Annotated in this window: 15 protein-coding genes; 7 read left to right on the forward strand and 8 right to left on the reverse strand. The window is 72.9% G+C overall.

Going from position 1 to position 19917, the window contains the following annotated elements; all coding sequences use genetic code 11:
- Positions 1 to 104 precede the first annotated feature (104 nt).
- From ACZ6EJ_RS15010 to ACZ6EJ_RS15030, 5 genes are all read right to left on the reverse strand, one after another.
- Positions 105 to 290, reverse strand: a complete 186-nt coding sequence (locus ACZ6EJ_RS15010; RefSeq protein ID WP_003966321.1) for a DUF6104 family protein — start codon at positions 288 to 290, stop codon at positions 105 to 107.
- 90 nt (positions 291 to 380) lie between these two features.
- Positions 381 to 4193 (reverse strand): multifunctional oxoglutarate decarboxylase/oxoglutarate dehydrogenase thiamine pyrophosphate-binding subunit/dihydrolipoyllysine-residue succinyltransferase subunit, encoded by a 3813-nt coding sequence (locus tag ACZ6EJ_RS15015; RefSeq protein WP_469267414.1) that lies wholly within the window; start codon positions 4191 to 4193, stop codon positions 381 to 383.
- 280 nt (positions 4194 to 4473) lie between these two features.
- The gene (locus ACZ6EJ_RS15020; RefSeq protein WP_469267416.1) at positions 4474 to 5550 is read right to left on the reverse strand and encodes a HAMP domain-containing sensor histidine kinase; all 1077 of its coding nucleotides are present in this window, start codon (positions 5548 to 5550) and stop codon (positions 4474 to 4476) included.
- On the reverse strand, positions 5547 to 6284 hold the full coding sequence (locus ACZ6EJ_RS15025; RefSeq protein ID WP_469267418.1) for a response regulator transcription factor: 738 nt from the start codon (positions 6282 to 6284) through the stop codon (positions 5547 to 5549). Before ACZ6EJ_RS15025 ends, ACZ6EJ_RS15020 begins: the two co-directional genes overlap by 4 nt.
- 231 nt (positions 6285 to 6515) lie before the next feature.
- Positions 6516 to 7232, reverse strand: coding sequence for a spermidine synthase (locus ACZ6EJ_RS15030; protein ID WP_469267419.1), 717 nt, complete (start codon positions 7230 to 7232; stop codon positions 6516 to 6518).
- 276 nt (positions 7233 to 7508) lie between these two features.
- On the opposite strand from ACZ6EJ_RS15030, the gene lon reads away from it, so the two are divergent.
- Positions 7509 to 9947, forward strand: coding sequence for an endopeptidase La (gene lon, locus ACZ6EJ_RS15035; RefSeq protein WP_469267421.1), 2439 nt, complete (start codon positions 7509 to 7511; stop codon positions 9945 to 9947).
- Between the two features lie 130 nt (positions 9948 to 10077).
- Here lon and ACZ6EJ_RS15040 read toward each other — a convergent pair whose 3' ends face one another.
- Both ACZ6EJ_RS15040 and ACZ6EJ_RS15045 read right to left on the reverse strand, forming a co-directional pair.
- Positions 10078 to 10830, reverse strand: a complete 753-nt coding sequence (locus ACZ6EJ_RS15040) for a polysaccharide deacetylase family protein (protein WP_469267515.1) — start codon at positions 10828 to 10830, stop codon at positions 10078 to 10080.
- Positions 10831 to 11006: 176 nt separating this feature from the next.
- Complete coding sequence (locus tag ACZ6EJ_RS15045) at positions 11007 to 11852, reverse strand: lysozyme (protein ID WP_469267423.1); 846 nt, start codon at positions 11850 to 11852, stop codon at positions 11007 to 11009.
- A gap of 320 nt (positions 11853 to 12172) precedes the next feature.
- Between ACZ6EJ_RS15045 and ACZ6EJ_RS15050 the strand changes: the two genes are divergently transcribed.
- Entirely contained in the window at positions 12173 to 12655 is a 483-nt protein-coding gene (locus ACZ6EJ_RS15050) for a MarR family winged helix-turn-helix transcriptional regulator (RefSeq protein ID WP_469267424.1), read from the forward strand.
- Between the two features lie 3 nt (positions 12656 to 12658).
- On the opposite strand, the gene ACZ6EJ_RS15055 is transcribed toward ACZ6EJ_RS15050, so the two are convergent.
- The gene (locus ACZ6EJ_RS15055; RefSeq protein ID WP_469267426.1) at positions 12659 to 13450 is read right to left on the reverse strand and encodes a hypothetical protein; all 792 of its coding nucleotides are present in this window, start codon (positions 13448 to 13450) and stop codon (positions 12659 to 12661) included.
- Positions 13451 to 13824: 374 nt separating this feature from the next.
- Here ACZ6EJ_RS15055 and ACZ6EJ_RS15060 point away from each other — a divergent pair, with 374 nt between their 5' ends.
- Genes ACZ6EJ_RS15060 through ACZ6EJ_RS15080 form a run of 5 tightly spaced genes read left to right on the forward strand, consistent with a single transcriptional unit; the run spans position 13825 to position 19855 of the window.
- Entirely contained in the window at positions 13825 to 17052 is a 3228-nt protein-coding gene (locus ACZ6EJ_RS15060) for a sensor histidine kinase (protein ID WP_469267517.1), read from the forward strand.
- Positions 17049 to 17531, forward strand: coding sequence for a roadblock/LC7 domain-containing protein (locus tag ACZ6EJ_RS15065; protein WP_469267428.1), 483 nt, complete (start codon positions 17049 to 17051; stop codon positions 17529 to 17531). The genes ACZ6EJ_RS15060 and ACZ6EJ_RS15065 overlap by 4 nt, the downstream gene beginning before the upstream one ends.
- The gene (locus tag ACZ6EJ_RS15070; RefSeq protein WP_469267430.1) at positions 17528 to 17941 is read left to right on the forward strand and encodes a DUF742 domain-containing protein; all 414 of its coding nucleotides are present in this window, start codon (positions 17528 to 17530) and stop codon (positions 17939 to 17941) included. The genes ACZ6EJ_RS15065 and ACZ6EJ_RS15070 overlap by 4 nt, the downstream gene beginning before the upstream one ends.
- Positions 17922 to 18572 carry a GTP-binding protein gene (locus tag ACZ6EJ_RS15075; protein WP_469267431.1) on the forward strand — a complete coding sequence of 217 codons (651 nt, stop codon included), beginning with the start codon at positions 17922 to 17924 and terminating at the stop codon, positions 18570 to 18572. The genes ACZ6EJ_RS15070 and ACZ6EJ_RS15075 overlap by 20 nt, the downstream gene beginning before the upstream one ends.
- Positions 18573 to 18619: 47 nt before the next feature.
- Positions 18620 to 19855: a styrene monooxygenase/indole monooxygenase family protein gene (locus tag ACZ6EJ_RS15080; RefSeq protein WP_469267433.1), complete on the forward strand. Its 1236-nt coding sequence runs from the start codon at positions 18620 to 18622 to the stop codon at positions 19853 to 19855.
- Positions 19856 to 19917: the final 62 nt, after the last annotated feature.

Raw genomic sequence — 19917 nt, forward strand, 5'->3', positions numbered from 1 at the left:
GCTTGGGGCTAGGGCACCACGGGCCGGGGGGGGGGGGGGAGGGGGGGGGGGCGGGGGGGGGTGGGGGGGGGGGCCGCGGCCCCCCCCCCCCCCCCCTCACACCGTCAGGCGTCCTCGTCGTCCTCGTCGTCCAGCCGGGCCAGCCAGGTCGCCAGGCGCTCGACCGGCACCTCGAAGTCGGGGTTGAGGTCGACGAACGTCCGCAACTGCTCGGCGAGCCACTCGAAGGTGACCTCCTCCTCGCCGCGCCGCTTCTCCAGTTCCTCGATGCCACGGTCCGTGAAGTACATGCGCCCAGGATAACGAGGCCCCGAACGCCGGGGACCCGGCCCCGCGCGGAGCGCGGAACCGGGTCCCCGGCGGCGGTGCGGCAGCGGTCCTCAGGCCTCGAAGACCTCGTCGACGAGCTGCGTCTGCTCCGCCTGGTGGCGCTTGGCCGAGCCGACCGCCGGGGACGAGCCGTGCGGCCGCGAGATGCGGCGCAGGCGCTCGCCGTGCGGCACGTCCGCGCCGACCGCGAGGTCCAGGTGGTCGATCAGGTTGAGCGCGATGAACGGCCACGCACCCTGGTTGGCCGGCTCCTCCTGGGCCCAGAGGTACTTCTCGGCGTTCGGGTACTTCGCGATCTCGGCCTGGATCTCCGCGCCCGGCAGCGGGTACAGCCGCTCCAGCCGGATGATCGCGGTCTCCGTGTCGCCCCGCTTCTCGCGCTCGGCGTCCAGGTCGTAGAAGAGCTTGCCCGCGCAGAAGACGACCTTGCGGACGTTCTCGGCCTTGACCGTCGAGTCGCCGATCACCGGGCGGAAGCCGCCGGTGGTGAACTCCTCGATCGTCGACGCCGCGGCCTTCAGACGCAGCATCGACTTCGGGGTGAAGACGATGAGCGGCTTGTGGTGCGGGTTGTGCACCTGCCAGCGCAGCAGGTGGAAGTAGTTCGACGGGAGGGTCGGCATGGCGACGGTCATGTTGTCCTGCGCGCACATCTGCAGGAAGCGCTCGGGGCGCGCGGAGCTGTGGTCCGGGCCCTGGCCCTCGTAGCCGTGCGGCAGCAGCAGCGTGACGCCGGAGGTCTGGCCCCACTTCTGCTCGGCCGAGGAGATGAACTCGTCCACGACGGTCTGCGCGCCGTTGACGAAGTCGCCGAACTGGGCCTCCCAGATGACCAGCGACTCCGGACGGGCCAGGGAGTAGCCGTACTCGAAGCCCATCGCCGCGTACTCCGAGAGCAGCGAGTCGTAGACGTTGTACCGGGCCTGGTCCTCGGTCAGGTACAGCAGCGGGGTGTAGTCCTCGCCGGTGACCTGGTCGACCAGGACCGCGTGGCGCTGGCCGAACGTGCCGCGGCGGGTGTCCTGCCCGGCGAGCCGGACGGGGGTGCCCTCCATCAGCAGCGAGCCGATGGCCAGCGTCTCGCCCATGCCCCAGTCGATCGTGCCGTTCTCCACCGAGGCCGCGCGGCGCTGCATCTGCGGCATCAGGCGCGGGTGGACGGTGATCGACTCGGGGATGTTGACCTGGGACTCGGCGATCCGCTTGACGACCTCGGCGGAGACCGCCGTCTCCACGGCCACCGGGAAGGCGGCCTGCGGCTCGGGCACGTGCGGGGCGGCCGGCTGCGACGTGGCCTCGCGCACCTCGGCGAAGACCTTCTCCAACTGGCCCTGGAAGTCCTGGAGCGCCTGCTCGGCCTCTTCCAGCGTGATGTCGCCGCGGCCGATGAGCGACTCGGTGTAGAGCTTGCGCACCGAGCGCTTCTTGTCGATCAGGGTGTACATCTGCGGGTTGGTGAACTCGGGGTTGTCGCCCTCGTTGTGGCCGCGGCGGCGGTAGCAGATGAGGTCGATCACGACGTCCTTGTTGAACGCCTGGCGGAACTCGAAGGCGAGCCGCGCCACGCGGACCACGGCCTCCGGGTCGTCGCCGTTGACGTGGATGATCGGCGCCTCGATCATGCGCGCCACGTCGGTGGCGTACATCGAGGAGCGCGAGGACTCCGGGGCGGCGGTGAAGCCGACCTGGTTGTTGATCACCACGTGCACGGTGCCGCCGGTGCGGTAGCCGCGGAGCTGCGACATGTTCAGCGTCTCGGCGACGACGCCCTGGCCCGCGAAGGCCGCGTCGCCGTGGAGCGCGATCGGCAGGACCGTGAAGTCCGTGCCGCCCTTGTTGATGATGTCCTGCTTGGCGCGGGCGATGCCCTCCAGGACCGGGTCGACCGCCTCCAGGTGCGAGGGGTTGGCGGCCAGCGAGACCTTGATCTGCTCGCCGTCCAGACCGGTGAAGGTGCCCTCGGCGCCCAGGTGGTACTTGACGTCGCCGGAGCCGTGCATGGAGCGCGGGTCGAGGTTGCCCTCGAACTCGCGGAAGATCTGCGCGTACGACTTGCCGACGATGTTCGCCAGCACGTTCAGGCGGCCGCGGTGGGCCATGCCGATGACGACCTCGTCGAGGCGGGCCTCGGCGGCGGAGTCGATGACCGCGTCGAGCAGCGGGATGACGGACTCGCCGCCCTCCAGCGAGAACCGCTTCTGCCCGACGTACTTGGTCTGCAGGAACGTCTCGAACGCCTCGGCCGCGTTCAGCCGGCGCAGGATGCGCAGCTGCTCCTCGCGCTCGGGCTTGGGGCGCGGGCGCTCCACCCGGTCCTGGAGCCACTTGCGCTGCTTCGGGTCCTGGATGTGCATGAACTCGATGCCGGTGGTGCGGCAGTACGACTCGCGGAGCACGCCGAGGATGTCGCGGAGCTTCATCATCGTCTTGCCGGCGAACCCGCCGACCGCGAACTCCCGCTCCAGGTCCCACAGGGTGAGGCCGTGCTCGGTGATGTCCAGGTCGGGGTGCTTGCGCTGGTGGTACTCCAGCGGGTCGGTGTCGGCCATGACGTGGCCGCGGACCCGGTAGGAGTGGATCAGCTCGAAGACCCGCGCGGCCTTGGTGACGTCGTCGTCGTGCGAGGCGTCGATGTCCTTGAGCCAGCGGACCGGCTCGTAGGGGATGCGCAGCGCCTTGAAGATCTCGTCGTAGAACTCGTCCTCGCCCAGCAGGAGCTGGGAGACGACCCGCAGGAACTCGCCCGAGGCGGCGCCCTGGATGACCCGGTGGTCGTAGGTCGAGGTCAGCGTCATGACCTTCGAGATGCCCAGCTTGTTCAGGGTGTCCTGCGAGGTGCCCTGGAACTCCGCCGGGTAGTCCATCGCGCCGACGCCCATGATGAGGCCCTGACCGGGCATCAGGCGGGGCACCGAGTGGACGGTGCCGATGCCGCCGGGGTTGGTCAGCGAGGCGGTGACGCCGGTGAAGTCGTCCATGCCGAGCTTGCCGATGCGGGCGCGCCGGACGATGTCCTCGTACGCCTGCCAGAACTCGAAGAAGTTGAGCGTCTCGGCCTTCTTGATGGCCGCGACGACGAGCTGGCGGTCGCCGTTCGGCTTCACCAGGTCGATGGCGAGGCCGAGGTTGACGTGCTCCGGCTTGACCAGCGTCGGCTTGCCGTCCTTCTCCGCGAAGGAGTGGTTCATCGACGGCATGGCCTTGAGGGCCTGCACCATCGCGTACCCGATGAGGTGGGTGAAGGAGATCTTCCCGCCGCGGGCGCGCTTGAGGTGGTTGTTGATGACGATGCGGTTGTCGAAGAGCAGCTTCACCGGGACCGCGCGGACGGACGTGGCCGTCGGCAGCTCCAGGGAGGCGTTCATGTTCTTCGCGACGGCGGCCGAGGGGCCGCGCAGCGTCACGTACTCGGGGCCGGCGGGGGCCTCGGTCGCGGCGTCCGCCTTGGCGGGCGCGGCGGCGGGCTTGGCCGCGGCGGGCTTCGCCGGGGCCGGGGCCGGGGCGGGGGCCGCCTTCGCCTCGGTCGGGGCCGCCTTCGCCTCGGCGGCGGGGGCGGGCTTGGCCGGGGCCTCCGCCTTCGCCGGGGCTTCGGCGGGGGCCTGTGCCGGGGCGGCGGAGGCCGGGGCCTCGGTCACCGGGGCCGCGGCGCCCGGAGCGGGCTTGTCCGCCGTGCCGGACGCGCCCGGCTTGTAGTCGGCGAAGAAGTCCCACCAGGCGCGATCGACCGAACTGGGGTCCTGGAGGTACTGCTGGTAGATCTCGTCGACGAGCCATTCGTTGGCGCCGAACGCGGCGGCCGGGTTGATGCCCGAGCCGGCTTGGTCGGTCGAGACGCTTGAGTTACTGGGGGACTGAGACGACACGGCGGCAACCGCCCTCTTCCGCTTCACAAGGTGATGGACAGCGGAAATCAAGGCTACGCCCCCCCAACCGTTCCGTGCAGACCGGGCCGGTGCTTCGTCGTGCACATCACATCGGAGCACGGGTTTCGGTGCGTGAAATGGCGGGAAACAAGCGAGGTTCCGCTGCACTTCGGTACGCGGGACCACGGTCGCGGCCCGCTGGCCGCGACCTCGGGAGATCCCCTTCGGAGAAAGACGTCGAACGTCTTCCTCCCCTTCGAACCCTATGTCAACCGCATCGTCAACCGCGCGGCTCGGAAGCACCCGGAAGGGTGACCTGGATGCGGCAGCCCCGCTCGGATTCGGCCACTCTGATCCGGCCGCCGTGCAGATCCACCGCCCAGCGGGCGATCGCCAGCCCCAACCCCGTGCCGCCGTCGCTGCCCGGCCCGTGCGGGGAGGGCGCCTGCCCCCGGTTGAACCGCTCGAACACCCGGTGGCGCTCCGCCTCCGGAATGCCCGGCCCCTCGTCGATCACCTCCAGCACCAGCGACTCGGAGTGCGCCCCCCGCCGCGCCAGCACGGTGACCCGGCCGTGCGGCGGGCTGTGCTTGACCGCGTTGTCGATGAGGTTGGCGACCACCTGGTGGAGCCGCTCGGCGTCCGCGTACGCGGTCAGCTCCGGCGGCGAGACGTCCAGGTGCAGATGGACGTCCGTACGGGAGTGGTTGCCCGAGCCCGACGACAGGGGGCGCTGCGAGGAGGCGAGGTTGGCCTCCTTCAGGACGCCCGAGAGGTACGGCCACACCTCGAAGCGGCGGGCCTTGAGCGTCACCACCCCGTTGTCCAGCCGCGACAGGTCCAGCAGCGTCTCCACCAGCCGGCCGAGCCGCTCCGTCTGCTTCAGCGCCGTGCGCATCGTCTCGGGGTCGGCGGCGGACACCCCGTCCACCACGTTCTCCAGCACGGCTCTCAACGCCGCGATGGGGGTGCGCAGCTCATGGCTGACGTTGGCGACCAGCTCCTTGCGGTGCCGGTCCTCCGCCTCCAGGTCGTCCGCCATGCGGTTGATCGTCTGGGCCAGGTCGCCCAGCTCGTCCCGCCGCCCGGCGCCGCTCACCCGGCGCGTGTAGTCGCCGTGCGAGATGGACCGGGCCACCGCCCTCATCTCGTCCAGCGGCGCGGTCAGCCCGTGCGCCACGAACTGGGTGATCAGCAGCGTGGCGATCACCGAGAACACCGTGATGAAGCGGAACTCCGTCCGCGTCCGCAGCGCGACGATCAGCAGCCCCGTGGTGATGAACACCGAGACCACCACGAGCGTGCCGAGCTTGGCCTTGATCGAGAAGGGCCGCAGCCCGGACCCCGGCCGGGTCATGGCGCGGGGGTCTCCAGGGCGTACCCCACACCGTGCACGGTGCGGATGCGCTCGGCGCCGATCTTCCGGCGGAGCGCCTTGATGTGGCTGTCGACCGTACGGGTCCCCGAGGCGTCGGCCCAGTCCCACACCTCCGCCAGCAACTGCTCCCGCGAGAGCACCGCGCGCGGGGTGTTGGCGAGGCAGACCAGCAGGTCGAACTCGGTCGGCGTCAGGTGGACGTCCTCCGTGCGCACCCGGACCCGGCGCTGGGCGTGGTCGATCTCCAGCTCGCCCAGGCGCAGTATGCCGCTGCGCGGCGTGACGGCGGCCAGCGCGGCCCGCTCCACCCGGCGCAGCAGCACATGGACGCGGGCGGCCAGCTCCCGCATGGAGAACGGCTTGGTCATGTAGTCGTCGGCGCCGACGCCGAGCCCGACGAGCATGTCCGTCTCGTCGTCCCGCGCCGTCAGCATCAGCACCGGCACCGGGCGCTGCGCCTGCACCCGGCGGCAGACCTCCAGCCCGTCGAAGCCGGGAAGCATGATGTCGAGCACCATCAGATCGGGTTGCCACGCCTCGGCCGCGTCCACGGCCGCCGGGCCGTCCAGCGCGGTCTGCACCAGAAAGCCCTCCGCCCGCAGCCGGGCGGAAATGGCCTCCACGATCGTGGCGTCGTCCTCGACCACCAGCACCCGGCGCTGGGCTCCGGGGGTGGCCGCGACGCCGTTGTGGGTGGTGTGTGTCTGTTCCATCGCCCCGCCCCTGCCCGTTCTCACGGAGGCCATTCCTCCGAAAGGCACGGTCTTCGCTCGTGTATACGTCAGTGATCGCGTGTGCCGCTCAGCAGCGTAAAGGCAGCGGAGGGCTTCCGGCTACGCAGGGTGTTCCTCCGGCGCCGGGACGAGGGCGTCCGGCGGGCGGATCGTCGGCCTTGTGCCGGTTGGCCCGCACCGGTGCTCGGGAGCGGGCCCGGAAAGGGCCCCTCAAGCGGGCCGGAGCGCGAGATGGACCACGTCCGGCACACCTCGGGCAACGGCCACCTCTTCGGTCCGAACCCTGCTGAACCCGGCATTCCGCAGTGCTTCCTCGAAGGCCGGCGACGGCTGCGCGGACCAGACGGCGAGGACGCCGCCGGGGGTCAGCCGGTCGAGGCAGCACGCCAGGCCGGCGGGGGAGTAGAGGCTGCCGTTGTCCTCCGTGACGGTCCAGTCGGGCCCGTTGTCGATGTCCAGGCAGAGGGCGTCGTAACGCTCCGTGGCCGTACGGAGGTGGGCCACCAGGTCCGTGCGCAGCACCTCCGTACGGGGGTCGGCGAGCGCGGCCCCGGAGATCCGCTCCAGCGGCCCGCCCCGGTGCCAGTCCACGATCGCCTGTTCCCGCTCCACGACCGTGATCCGCCCCCAGCGCGCCTCCTCGGCGGCCCGCACCAGCGAGAAGCCGACGCCCAGGCCGCCGATCAGCACCGAGGGGTCCGTCCGCCCCGCGGGCAGCGCGGCCAGCGCGGCGTCGACCAGCAGCCGCTCCGAGCGCCCGTCGGAGGTGTCCATCAGGAAGCAGCCGTTGGCGATGATCTCGAAGTGCTCCCCGCGTTCCCGCAGCACGACCTCGCCGAACGGGCCGTCGCGCCGGTCCAGGGTGACGGGGCGGTCGGCCGCGGACGGCGAGGGGGTCGGGCGGGGGGCGGACAGGGCGGCGGACATGGCTGGGCTCTCCGGTCTCCGGGCGGAACGGTCGGTGCCCGCACATCCTGTCCCGCCGCCCGTGCCGAAGCCAGCGCCTTCCGCCGATCCGCCCCCCGGCCGGCCGGTTCCCGCGCCGACCCGGCTGCCGCGCGGCCGACCGGCGCGTGCGCCGTGCCGAGGGCTCCCGGCGCGGCGGCCCGGCTGATCGCTGAGAGCGAACATGCGTCGGGGAACATCCGGCCGCTCAGGAGCATTGAGTCCACATAGCTCAACTTGCCTGCCGAAGGGGAGATCATGACTCACGAGTCCCAGGCGTCCACACCGATCGACCTGCCCGTGCTGCCGCTCGACGACGAGGTCGTGCTGCCCGGCATGGTGGTGCCGCTCGACCTGTCGGACGCCGAGGTGCGCGCCGCCGTCGAGGCGGCGCAGGCCGCCGCCCGCTCCGGCGGCGGCAAGCCCGAGGTGCTGCTGGTGCCGCGGATCGACGGGACGTACACGGGGACGGGCGTCCTCGGCACCGTCGAGCAGGTCGGACGCCTCGTCGACGGCGATCCGGGCGCGCTCATCCGCGCCCGCGACCGGGTCCGCATCGGCGCCGGGACCAGCGGGCCCGGCCGGGCGCTCTGGGTCGAGGGCGTCGTGGTCGACACCGCCGCCCCCGACCCCCTGCCCGGCGCCGTCGCCGAGCTCGTCAGGGAGTACAAGGCGCTCGCCACCACCTGGCTGAAGAAGCGCGGCGCCTGGCAGGTCGTGGACCGCGTCCAGCAGATCGAGGACGTCTCCGCCCTCGCGGACAACTCCGGGTACTCGCCGTTCCTGACCACCGCGCAGAAGGTCCAGCTCCTGGAGACCGCCGAGCCCGTCGCCCGGCTGAAGCTCGCCGTCCAGTGGCTCGGCGAGCACCTGGCCGAGCAGGACGTCGCCGAGTCCATCGCCAAGGACGTCCAGGAGGGCGTCGACAAGCAGCAGCGCGAGTTCCTGCTGCGCCGCCAGCTCGACGCCGTCCGCAAGGAGCTGTCCGAGCTGAACGGCGACCCGGAGGACGAGTCCGACGACTACCGGGCCCGCGTCGAGGCCGCCGACCTCCCCGAGCACGTCCGCGCGGCCGCGCTCAAGGAGGTCGAGAAGCTGGAGCGCGCCAGCGACCAGTCGCCCGAGGGCTCCTGGATCCGCACCTGGCTGGACACCGTCCTCGAGCTGCCCTGGAACGAGCGGACCGAGGACTCCTACGACATCCGCGGCGCGCGGGAGGTCCTGGACGCCGAGCACGCCGGGCTCGCGGACGTGAAGGAGCGCATCACCGAGTACCTCGCGGTGCGCAAGCGGCGCGCCGACCGGGGCCTGGGCGTCGTCGGCGGGCGACGCGGCGGCGCGGTGCTGGCCCTGGTCGGCCCGCCCGGCGTCGGCAAGACCTCGCTCGGGGAGTCCGTCGCGCACGCCATGGGCCGTTCGTTCGTCCGCGTCGCGCTCGGCGGCGTACGGGACGAGGCGGAGATCCGCGGCCACCGGCGTACGTACGTGGGCGCGCTCCCCGGTCGCATCGTGCGGGCGATCAAGGAGGCCGGCTCGATGAACCCGGTCGTCCTGCTCGACGAGATCGACAAGGTCGGCTCCGACTTCCGGGGCGACCCGGCCGCGGCCCTCCTCGAAGTCCTCGACCCGGCGCAGAACCACACCTTCCGCGACCACTACCTGGAAGTCGAGCTGGACCTCAGCGACGTCGTCTTCCTGGCCACCGCCAACGTGCTCGAAGCCATCCCCGAGGCCCTCCGCGACCGCATGGAGCTGGTCCGCCTCGACGGCTACACCGAGGACGAGAAGGTCGTCATCGCGCGCGACCACCTGGTGCCGCGCCAGCGTGAGCGGGCCGGTCTGGAGCAGGACGAGGTCGTCCTGGAGGAGTCGGCGCTGCGCAAGCTGGCCGGCGAGTACACCCGTGAGGCCGGGGTGCGGAACCTGGAGAGGTCCGTCGCGCGACTGCTCCGCAAGATCGCGGCCGAGCACGAGCTGGGCGACCGCGAGCTGCCGTTCACGGTGGTCGAGGGCGACCTGCGCGGTCTGATCGGCCGCCCGCACCACGTGCCCGAGTCCGCCCAGGACCCGGCCGAGCGCCGCACCGCGGTGCCGGGCGTGGCCACCGGGCTCGCGGTGACCGGGGCGGGCGGCGACGTCCTCTTCGTGGAGGCGTCGTTGGCCGACCCGGAGACCGGGGCCGCCGGGCTGACCCTGACCGGGCAGCTCGGGGACGTCATGAAGGAGTCGGCGCAGATCGCGCTGAGCTTCCTGCGGTCGCACGGCGCGGAGCTGGAGCTGCCGGTGGCCGACCTGAAGGACCGGGGCGTGCACATCCACTTCCCCGCGGGCGCGGTCCCCAAGGACGGCCCCAGCGCCGGCATCACCCTGACGACCGCGCTGGCCTCGCTGCTCTCCGGGCGGCTGGTCCGCACGGACGTGGCGATGACCGGCGAGGTGTCGCTGACCGGGCGGGTCCTGCCGATCGGCGGCCTGAAGCAGAAGCTGCTGGCCGCGCACCGCGCGGGCGTCACCACGGTGGTGATCCCCCAGCGCAACGAGGCCGATCTGGACGACGTCCCGGCCGAGGTGCTGGAGAAGCTGGACGTCCGCCCGGTCACCGACGTCCGCCAGGTGCTGGAGATCGCCCTCGCCCCGGCCACGGCCGGAGCCCCGGCCTCGGCTCCGGCGGAGGAGAGGACCCCGGCCGCGGCCTGAGCGGCCGGACCCGGACGGCCGGTCCTGAGCGACCGGCCCGGACGGCCCGCCCCCGCGTCGTCGGGTGCGGGCCGTCCGCGTTCCCGAGGCTACGGTCCGTCCGGGTCCGGTGCCGAGGGGGACCGGCGGGTCAGGGGCGGTAGATCGTGCCCGGCTGCGGCTCGGCCGGGGCCATCAGCTCGGGGACGGTGACGAAGGTGTACCCGTCCTCGTGGAGCGCGTCGATGATGCCCGGCACGGCGGGCACGGTGCCCTTGTAGATGTCGTGGAGCAGGATGATGCCGTCCTTGGTCGCCTGGTCCAGGATGCGCTTGCGGATCAGGGCCGAGTCGTTCGTGGAGTAGTCCTTGGCGGTGGCGTTCCACAGGACCTGCGAGAGCCCCAGCTCCTTGCTGATCCGGGAGACCTCGTCGTCGGTGCGGCCCTGCGGCGGGCGCATCAGCCGGGGCTTCTTGCCGGTGATCTTCTCGATCGCCGACTGGGTCTTCTCCAGCTCGGCCCGTATCTCGTCCGGCTCCTGGTCGGTGAGGATCTTGTGCGTCCAGGTGTGGTTGGCGACCTCGTGCCCCTCGTCCTCCAGGCGCCGCACCATCTCGGGGTGTTCGACGACGTGGTGCTTGCCCAGCAGGAAGAAGGTGGCGTGCACCTTCTTCTCCTTGAGGACGTCCAGCAGCTTCGGCGTGTACGCGCCGGGCCCGGCGTCGAACGTCAACGCGATGCACTTGGCCTTGCGGCAGTCCACGGGCCCGAACGAGCCCTTGGCGTCGGCGGCCGCCTCTCCGCGGGCCGAGGCGGGGGCGGTCGTCTCCATCGAGCAGCCGCCCAGGGTCAGTGTGAGCGCTGTCACCAGCGCCGCGGTCAACCACTTGCCGGGCGACGGCATCTTCTCGGACACGACGGACCACACTCCTCGGGGCGGGGACTTCCGCACAGGTGTGCGGTGCTCCGAGGACTATACGTGTTGTGTATACACGGAGTTTATAGGGGGTGCGGTGCGGTGGGGCGCGGTGCCCCGGCGGCCCGAAGCGGGCGCACCGGGGCGGGGCGGGCGGCGACGGCTCAGCCGGTGGCCAGCGCCCGTACGCGGTCGAGGGCGCCGTTGAAGCGGTTGTGGTCGCCGACCGTCGGGCCGGACGAGGTGTACTGCCACATCGTGTAGACGGGCCAGCCCGCGGGCAGCTCGCCGACCGTGGTGTTGTACCGGGCCACCCACAGCGGGTTGGTGGAGCCGAAGCTCGCGTTGTTGCCGGTGCAGTCCCGCCACCAGCTCGTCGCGGTGTAGATCACCGCGTCCCGGCCGGTGCGGGCCCGGTAGGTGGTGGTGAAGTCCCGGATCCAGTTCACCATCGCCGCCTGGCTGAGCCCGTAGCACTGGGAGCCGTACGGGTTCCACTCGATGTCGAGCACGCCGGGCAGCGTCCGCCCGTCGCGCGACCAGCCGCCCCCGTTGTCCACGAAGTAGTGCGCCTGGGCCGCGCCGCTCGTCGTGTTCGGGGTGGCGAAGTGGTACGCGCCGCGGATCATGCCCACGTTGTAGGAGCCGTTGTACTGCTGCGGGAAGTAGGGGTTCTTGTAGTACGTCCCCTCGGTGGCCTTGACGTAGGCCCACTTCACTCCGCTGTTCCACAGGGTCTGCCAGGCCACGTTGCCCTGGTGGCTGCTGACGTCCACGCCTTCGGTCTGCACGGCGCGGGACTCGCGCGGCAGGCCGCCCTGCCCGTCGTGCTCGACGACGCCCTGGCCCATCCGGGCGGTGCCGCGCGCCGGCGCGTCACCGGCGCCGGCGGCGGCCGCGCCGGGCAGGGTCAGGACCAGGGCCAGGGCGGCGAGCAGGCTCCCCGCGCCGGCCAGGCGGGGGAGACGGGACGGGGCGGATCTGCGCTTGGTCGCGGGTATGACGGACATGGGGGCGCCTCCGGGGCGTAGGGGGGGCGGTGCCGGTGGTGCGGAGCGGCGGGAGTGCGGTGCCGGGCGCGGGTCGGGACGTCGTGCGGAACGCGGTGCCGGAGCGCACGGACCCATGGCGGGCACGCGGGCGCCCGCGGTGCACATGGTGTGTCCATGTCACTCGCTCCAGGGGGAACGCTACGCACGTAGACCCGTGGTGCGAAAGGGGGTCGGGCAGCCGCCGTTGGTCTACTCCTGCGAAATACTGACCCAACTGCGGCGTTGGGTGAACGCGGCGGAGAATTTCACCGACAGGAAACCGTACGAGGGGTGCTGACGTGCACGGGAGCGAAGGCGGGCCGGAGGCGCGGACGGCCGCCGAAGGAGGCGGGGACCACGTTTTCCTGGCCCTTGAGCGCGAGCTGGCCGTGTTCCTGCGCCGGGCGCGGGCCAGCTCGGGCGAGATGGCCCGAGAGGTCCACCCCGACCTGGAGCCCGCCGCCTACGGCCTGCTCGCCCGACTGGAGGCGGAGGGCCGGCAGCGCGCCACCGACCTGGCCGCCTACTTCGGCGTCGGCAAGGCCACCGTGAGCCGCCAACTGCGCTCCCTGGAGGACCTGGGCCTCGTCACCCGTGAGCCCGACCCGGCGGACGGGCGCGCCTGGCTGGTCCGCCTCACCGACGAGGGGCTGGCCCGCTTCCGCCGCGTCCGGGACGCCCGCCGGGGGCGCTACGTGCACAAGCTGGCGGACTGGGACCGGGCCGAGGTCGCCGAGCTGGCCCGGCTGCTGCGCCAGCTCAACGCCCGCGCCGAGGGCTGACCGCTACAGCTCCACCAGGACCGCCGTGGCGTCGTCGTGCGTCTTGGCGCGCCGCAGCCGTGGGCGCCCGGCGCCCGCGTCGGCGTCCTCCAGCTCCCGCACCCGGTCGATCAGCCCCCGCGGCCCCGCCGTGCGCAGCGCCCCCAGCGCGTCCCGCCAGTCGCCCTGCCCGAACACCTCCGTCCAGCGGGCCGCCCCGTCCGTGAGCGCCGCGAGGGCCCGTACGCCGGAGACGGGCTCGCGGCCGGTCACCGCGCGCAGCGCCACCGAGGGGTCGGCGGCGGCGGTGAAGAAGCCGCCCTCCTTGTTGCGCACCGTCGCGTCGGCGATCGCCGCGGAGGCGAGCGACCCCGGCGGCAGCCGGTCCAGCCGGTCGTCGAGGACCGCCCGGACCGTGCCGTCCGGGGCCTCCAGCAGCAGCACGGAGTCGGAGAGCACCAGGTACTCGATCTCGTGTTCGCCCCACCGCGCCAGCGCCACCGTCGCCTGGGGCGTACGGACGTGAGAAAGGTCACAGGTGGCCCGGTGGGCGTCGGCGGTACGGGACACGGCCTCGGCCAGCACCTCGGGCAGGGCCAGATCAAGCCGCGCACCGGACAGCTCCACCAGCGCGCCGCCCAGACGCGCGGTGAACCACGGGACGGGGTGCGCGCACCCGTGGTCCTCCGCGGGCGGGGTGACGCCGTCGAGCAGCACGAGCGCACCACCCTGCCCCGACGCGGGGAGGACGGCGGAGACCCAGTCCTCGTTGGGGCGTTCGGGACGGCCGGGGGCGGTGGCCAGTTCGATGCGCATGGCCTCAGTCTGCCGGAGGCCCGCCCGAGGCCCCCGCACGTCCCGTACGGAGGTGACCCTTGGCCGATAACAGCAGGTCAACGAGGCGGGGCGGGGCGGCGGCGGGGCCGCCCGCCGGGTGCGGGCGGGCATCCTGCCAAAGCCGGACCGGAAGTTCCACCCCGGAGCCGATGCATGGTCAGGGACGGACCGGGGGAGACTTGTTCGTCAACTCAGGAGGATGTTCACTCGTTCAAGTGGCGGAGCGGTTGATGCGCGCCTCCCCCTCGACGGCGCTGGAATGGTCGGAAGCCGTACCAGGAGCGGGGGCGCCCTCTACGTGACCGTGCGTCACCTCTGCTTCAAGGGTGGACGAGTCAAGATTGCGAGCACCGGTGCAGAAGAAGCGGCCGCGGAGCGAAGGCACGACGCGCGACGGGTCCGGGGCGACGCCACCGGCACCGGGCGGCGGCAAGCGGAGGGTACGCGTCCGCAGCCGGCTGGTCGCCGGAGTAGCGGTCGTCGGCGTCATCGTCGTGGCGGCGGGCGCGCCCGCCGTCCTCGGCGCCTCCGCCGACCTGAGCGAGTCCCAGCGGCTGGTCACCCTCGCCGAGCTGAACCAGCAGGCCGTCACCCTCGCCCACTCCCTCGCCGACGAGCGCGACGCGGTCACCGCGTACATCGCCGACGGCCGTGAGGAGGACGACAGGGAGGGCGCGCGCAACCGCGCGGCCCGCGCCACCCGCGTCGACCAGCAGATCGACGAGATCCACGACGCGGCCCCCGCCGCCCTGCGCCGCGACCTCTCCACCGTCCCCGCCCTGCGCCGGGACGCGCTCAGCGGCAAGGGCACGGCCCGGCAGGCGCACCAGGCGTACGCCGACGTCATCGCCAAGCTCCACGGCATCGCCGCCGAGCTGGCCCAGAAGACCCCGCCGCGCGCCGCCGACGCCACCCGTGCCCCGCTCGCCCTCGGCGCCGCCGCCGAGCAGGCCTCCGCGACGCGCGGGCTCCTCCTCGCGGCGCTCGCCGTGCCCGGCACGGAGCCCGCCGCCCCGCGGACCGACCCCTTCACCGGTCTGCCCGTGCGGACCCAGGACGAGGGCGACAGCCGGGCCGACCGCGAGCGCGACGAGCTGAGCGCCGCCGCCCAGCAGGCCCGCGTACGCGAACTGGCCTCGCTCGCCGACTTCGACCTGGCCGCGAGCCCCACCGCCCGCGACCGGCTCGCCGCCACCGTCACCGGCCCCGAGGTCAACAGCGCGGAGAAGTACCTCACCCGCTTCACCGACCGCCCCGAGCTGTCCGAGGCGGAGCGCCGGGTCTCCCCCGAGAAGCTGGAAGCCGCGCTCTCGGCCCGCGTCGACCGGATGCGCAGCGTCGAGTCGGCCCTCTCCGCCGCCCAGGTGCGCAGCCTGGAGGGGCTGCGCGACGACGACGTCACCGCCCTCGAACTGGCCATCGCCCTGCTCGGCGGCTGCTTCCTGCTCGCCGTCGGCGTCTCCACCGCCGTCGCCCGCACCCTGACCCAGCCGCTCGCCGTCCTGCGCATCGGCGCCGCCCGCCTCGCGGAGGAGCCGGAGAGCGCCGAACCGGTCCGCTACACCGGCCGCAACGACGAGTACGCCCAGGTCGTACGGTCGATGAACACCCTGCACGACAAGTTCACCACCCTGTACGAGGAGTACGCCGACCACGGGGAGAGCCTGGCCGCCGACCGCGACGAGCCGGCCGCCGACCGCGAGGCCCTCGCTCTCCAGCGCGCCGAACTCCAGGCCCGGGTCGCCGAGGTGACCGCGCAGTTGGAGCGGTCGCGGAACACGGTCCAGCACACCTTCGTCAATCTCTCGCTGCGCTCCCTGGGCCTCGTCGAGCGCCAGCTCGGCGTCATCGAGAGCCTGGAGGAGCGCGAGCAGGACCCGGAGCGCCTGGCCACGCTGTTCAAGCTCGACCACATGGCCACGGTCATGCGCCGCCACAGCGAGAACATGCTCGTCCTCGCCGGGGCCGAGCACGGCCACGGCCACGTCGGGCCGATCCCGCTGGTCGACGTCGCACGCGCGGCCGTCAGCGAGATCGAGCGGTACGAGCGGGTCACCATCCAGTCCCTGCCGGCGCACGCCCAGATCGCCGGGTTCGCCGCCGACGACCTCAGCCACCTGCTCGCCGAACTCCTGGAGAACGCCACCGCCTTCTCGCCGCCGGACTCCACGGTCGAGCTGTCCGGGTGGCTGCTGGAGAACGGCGAGGTGATGCTCTCTGTGTCGGACGCGGGCATCGGCATCTCGGCGGCCCGGATGGAGGAGCTCAACGCCAGGCTGGCCGACCCGGCCTCCGCCGCGCCGGAGGACCGGCACGCCGACGCGGCCGGCGCCGGACTCGGCCTCCAGGTGGCATCGCTGCTGGCCGCGCGGCACGGGGTGCGGGTCCAGATGCGGGAGCAGAAGGGCAGCGGCGTCACGGTCGTCGTCGTCCTGCCGCAGGCCCTGCTGCCCAACGCGCTGCCCGCCGCCACGCCGCCCGCCGTGCGGTTGCCCGGCGAGGGGCAGCCGACGCTCAGCCTGCCGGGCTCGGTGGCCGAGGCCAACTCCAACTCCCTGCCCGGCCGGTCACCGGACCTGCCCGCGGCCTCCGACTCCGCGCCGCCCGCCGGGTCCGGGACCGAGTCCGAGCGGACGCCGCAGCCCGAGACCGCGGCGCTCGAAGAGACGCTTGGGGCCGCCGCGACGCCCGAGGCCGCCGCGGGCGACGCGCCCGAGCGGGCCGTCGAGCCCGAGCCGGCGCCGGCAGCGGACCGGACCACCGGGTCCGACCGTGCCGACGCGGCCGGGCCCGCCGTCGACCCCATGATCGCCGCCGCCGAGCGCGCGATCCGGGAGAACGCCGCAGCGGCCGACGCCCCCGCCCCGGACGCGGCCCCCGAGGCTCCCGGAGCCACCGCCGTACCGCCGCAGCCGCACGCCCCCGAGGCCGGGACGGACGGTGACGGCACGTCGGACCCGCAGGCCGGGACGGGGGGCGAGAGCGCGTCGGACTCCCAGGCCGGGACCGGGGGCGACACCGCGTCGGACCCGGAGATCACCCTCCAGGTCCGGCTGCCGAAGCCCCCGGCGGCCCCCGAGGCGGCCACGGCCCCGCAGCCCGACCCGTACGCCATCGGCCCCGACCGCCACGAGCGCCCGGCGGAGAGCGGCCGGGGGGAGCAGGACCCGGACCGGCCCGCCGCCCGCCCCGCCCCCCGCGCCGAGACGGCCACCGCCGAGACCGTGCCCGGCCCCCGCCGCCCCGAGGGCGAGCGGCTCACCGGGAAGGGGCTGCCGAAGCGCACCCCCAAGATCGTCCGGCTCGACGACCAGCCCGCCGCCGGGCGCACCGGCAGCCTGGACCGGGACGACCTGCGCCGCCGGCTCGGCAGCTTCCAGGAGGCGGCCCGCGCGGGCCGGCGCGACGTCGAGGCGGAGATCTCCGGGAGCACCGGTGACGCCGACCGCGCAGGCGTACCCACCGCCCCGACGGGGCACGAGACGAGCACCGCACACGACGCGCGGACCCGCCGCACCGGCGACCGCGCGGACGGCCGGAACGAAGAGACGGGGGACACAGTCGAGGAGGCACGCAGTTGACTGCGCCCAGCACGTTCGGGCTGAGCACCGAGGCCCGGAACCTTCACTGGCTGCTGAGCAATCTCGTGGAGGAGGTGCCAGGGGTCCACTCGGTCACCGTCGTCTCGTCGGACGGCCTGATGCTGCTCTCCTCCGACCCCGGCCACCTGACCGCCTCGGCGGAGCCCGGCGCATCGGGCGGCCCCCGGGGCTCCAGCGCCGATCTGGCCACCATCGTCTCCGGGATCGGCTCGCTGACCCTCGGAGCGGCGAAGCTGATGGACGGCGGCGGCGTCCGGCAGACGATGGTCGCCATGGACGAGGGCAGCGTCTTCGTCATGTCGATCAGCGACGGCTCCCTGCTCGGCGTGCACGCCGCACCGGACTGCGACACCGGCGTCGTCGCCTACCACATGGCCCTCTTCGTCGGCCGGGCCGGTCACGTCCTCACCCCCGAACTCCGCAGCGAGCTGCGAACGTCGATGGAGAGCGCCCAGTGACCACCGCCGCCGAACCCGCCCCCAGGCTCCCCGTCCGGGGGGCCGACAAGCGTCCGGCACGGGTCCGCCCGTACTCCCTCACGGGCGGCCGCACCCGCTTCGGGCACGTCCTGCTGGTCGAGACGTTCGTGGCGGCCCTCGAAGCGCCCGACGAGCGCCGCGAGCTGGCCAACGGCAACCTCGCCACGCGCGTCATGCCGGAGTTGCAGGCCATCGTCGAACTCTGCCGCCGGATGCGTACCGTCGCGGAGATCTCGGCCCTGTTGCAGATGCCGCTCGGAGTCGTCCGGGTGCTGCTCAGCGACTTGGCCGACCAGGGAAAGATCCGCGTCTACGGAACCGGTCACGGCACCGGTCAGCCCGACCGCGCACTGCTCGAAAGGGTGCTCAATGGACTCCGCCGTCTCTGAGGCGCCGCTCTTCGCCCCGCGTCAGCCGGAGCGCCGGGAGCGGACGGAGGAATCCGTCCAGGCCTGGCAGCTCGACCACACACGGGCCCCCATCGCCACCAAGATCGTGGTGGCGGGCGGGTTCGGCGTCGGCAAGACGACGTTCGTCGGCTCGGTCTCCGAGATCACGCCGCTCCGGACCGAAGCGCTGATGACCCAGGCCAGCGAGGAGACGGACGACCTCTCCGCGACGCCCGAGAAGACCACCACCACCGTGGCGATGGACTTCGGCCGGCTCACGCTGGAGGACGACCTCGTCCTGTACGTCTTCGGCACCCCCGGCCAGCAGCGCTTCTGGTTCATGTGGGACGACCTGGTGCGCGGGGCGATCGGCGCGGTGGTCCTCGCCGACACCCGGCGGCTCGCCGACTGCTTCCCCGCCCTCGACTACTTCGAGAGCTGCGGGCTGCCGTACATCGTGGCCGTCAACCACTTCGAGGGCACACCCCGCTACGAGGTGGAGGACGTCAGGGAGGCCCTGTCCGTCCCCCCGCACGTGCCTGTTGTGATCATGGACGCGCGCAACAGGATCGCGGTCGTCGAGTCGCTGCTGGCCCTGGTGGGCCACGCCCTCGCCCACACCCCGGCCTGAAAGCCGCGCCCCCGGACCGCCCTGATCACACACAACGGAGAGCCGCGATGCGGAAGATACTCATAGTCGGAGCCGGGCAGTCCGGTCTCCAGCTCGCCCTGGGACTCCAGTCCAAGGGCTACGAAGTCACCCTCATGTCCAACCGCACCGCCGAGGAGATCCGCACCGGCCGGGTCATGTCGACGCAGTGCATGTTTCACACCGCGCTCCAGTACGAGCGGGACTACCAGCTCGACTTCTGGGAGTCGCAGGCCCCGAGGATCGAGGGCCTCGGCGTCTCCGTCGCCGCCCCCGACTCCTCCCGCGCCGTCGACTGGGTCGGCAGGCTGGACGGCTTCGCCCAGTCCGTCGACCAGCGGGTGAAGATGGCCGGCTGGATGGAGACCTTCGCCCAGCGCGGCGGACAGCTCGTCATCCACGGGGCGGCCGTCTCCGACCTGGACTACTTCTCCCGCACCTACGACCTGGTGCTGGTCTCGGCCGGCAAGGGCGAGCTGGTCTCCATGTTCGGCCGGGACGCCGCCCGTTCGCCGTTCGACGCCCCGCAGCGGGCCCTGGCCGTCGCGTACGTCCACGGCATGGGCCCCCGTCCCGAGCACCCCGAGTTCGACGCGGTCCGCTGCAACCTGGTGCCGGGCGTCGGGGAACTCTTCGTGATGCCGACCCTGACCACCTCCGGCCGCGCCGACATCCTGTTCTGGGAGGGCATACCGGGCGGCCCGCTGGACGCCTTCCAGGGCATCAGGGACCCCTCCGAGCACCTGGCGATGACGCTGGAGCTGATGGAGCGGTTCACGCCGTGGGAGTACGCCCGCGCCACCAAGGTCGAGCTGACCGACGCCAACGGAACGCTCGCCGGCCGCTACGCCCCCACCGTCCGCAAGCCGATCGGCCGCCTCCCCGGCGGCGGTCTCGTCCTCGGCGTCGCGGACGTGGTGGTCGCCAACGACCCGATCACCGGCCAGGGCTCCAACTCGGCGTCCAAGTGCGCGAACTCCTACCTCGACTCGATCGTCGAGCACGGTGACGCGGAGTTCGACGCGGCGTGGATGCAGTCCGCCTTCGACCGCTACTGGGAGACCGCGCAGCACGTCGTGAAGTGGACCAACGCGATGCTCGGCGCCCCGCCGGAGCACGTGCTGAACCTGATCGGCGCCGCCGGACAGCTCCAGCCGGTCGCGGACCGCTTCGCCAACGGGTTCAACGACCCCTCCGACTTCGAGAACTTCTTCTACGAGCCGGAGAAGACGAACGCGTACCTGGCCTCGGTCTCCGGAGCCTGATAAGCGCCCGACCCGCGGTGCGGCGGTCAGCGTTGGAGAACGCCGACGCCTGCGGGCCGTCC

The organism is Streptomyces sp. NPDC041970 (assembly GCF_055588985.1).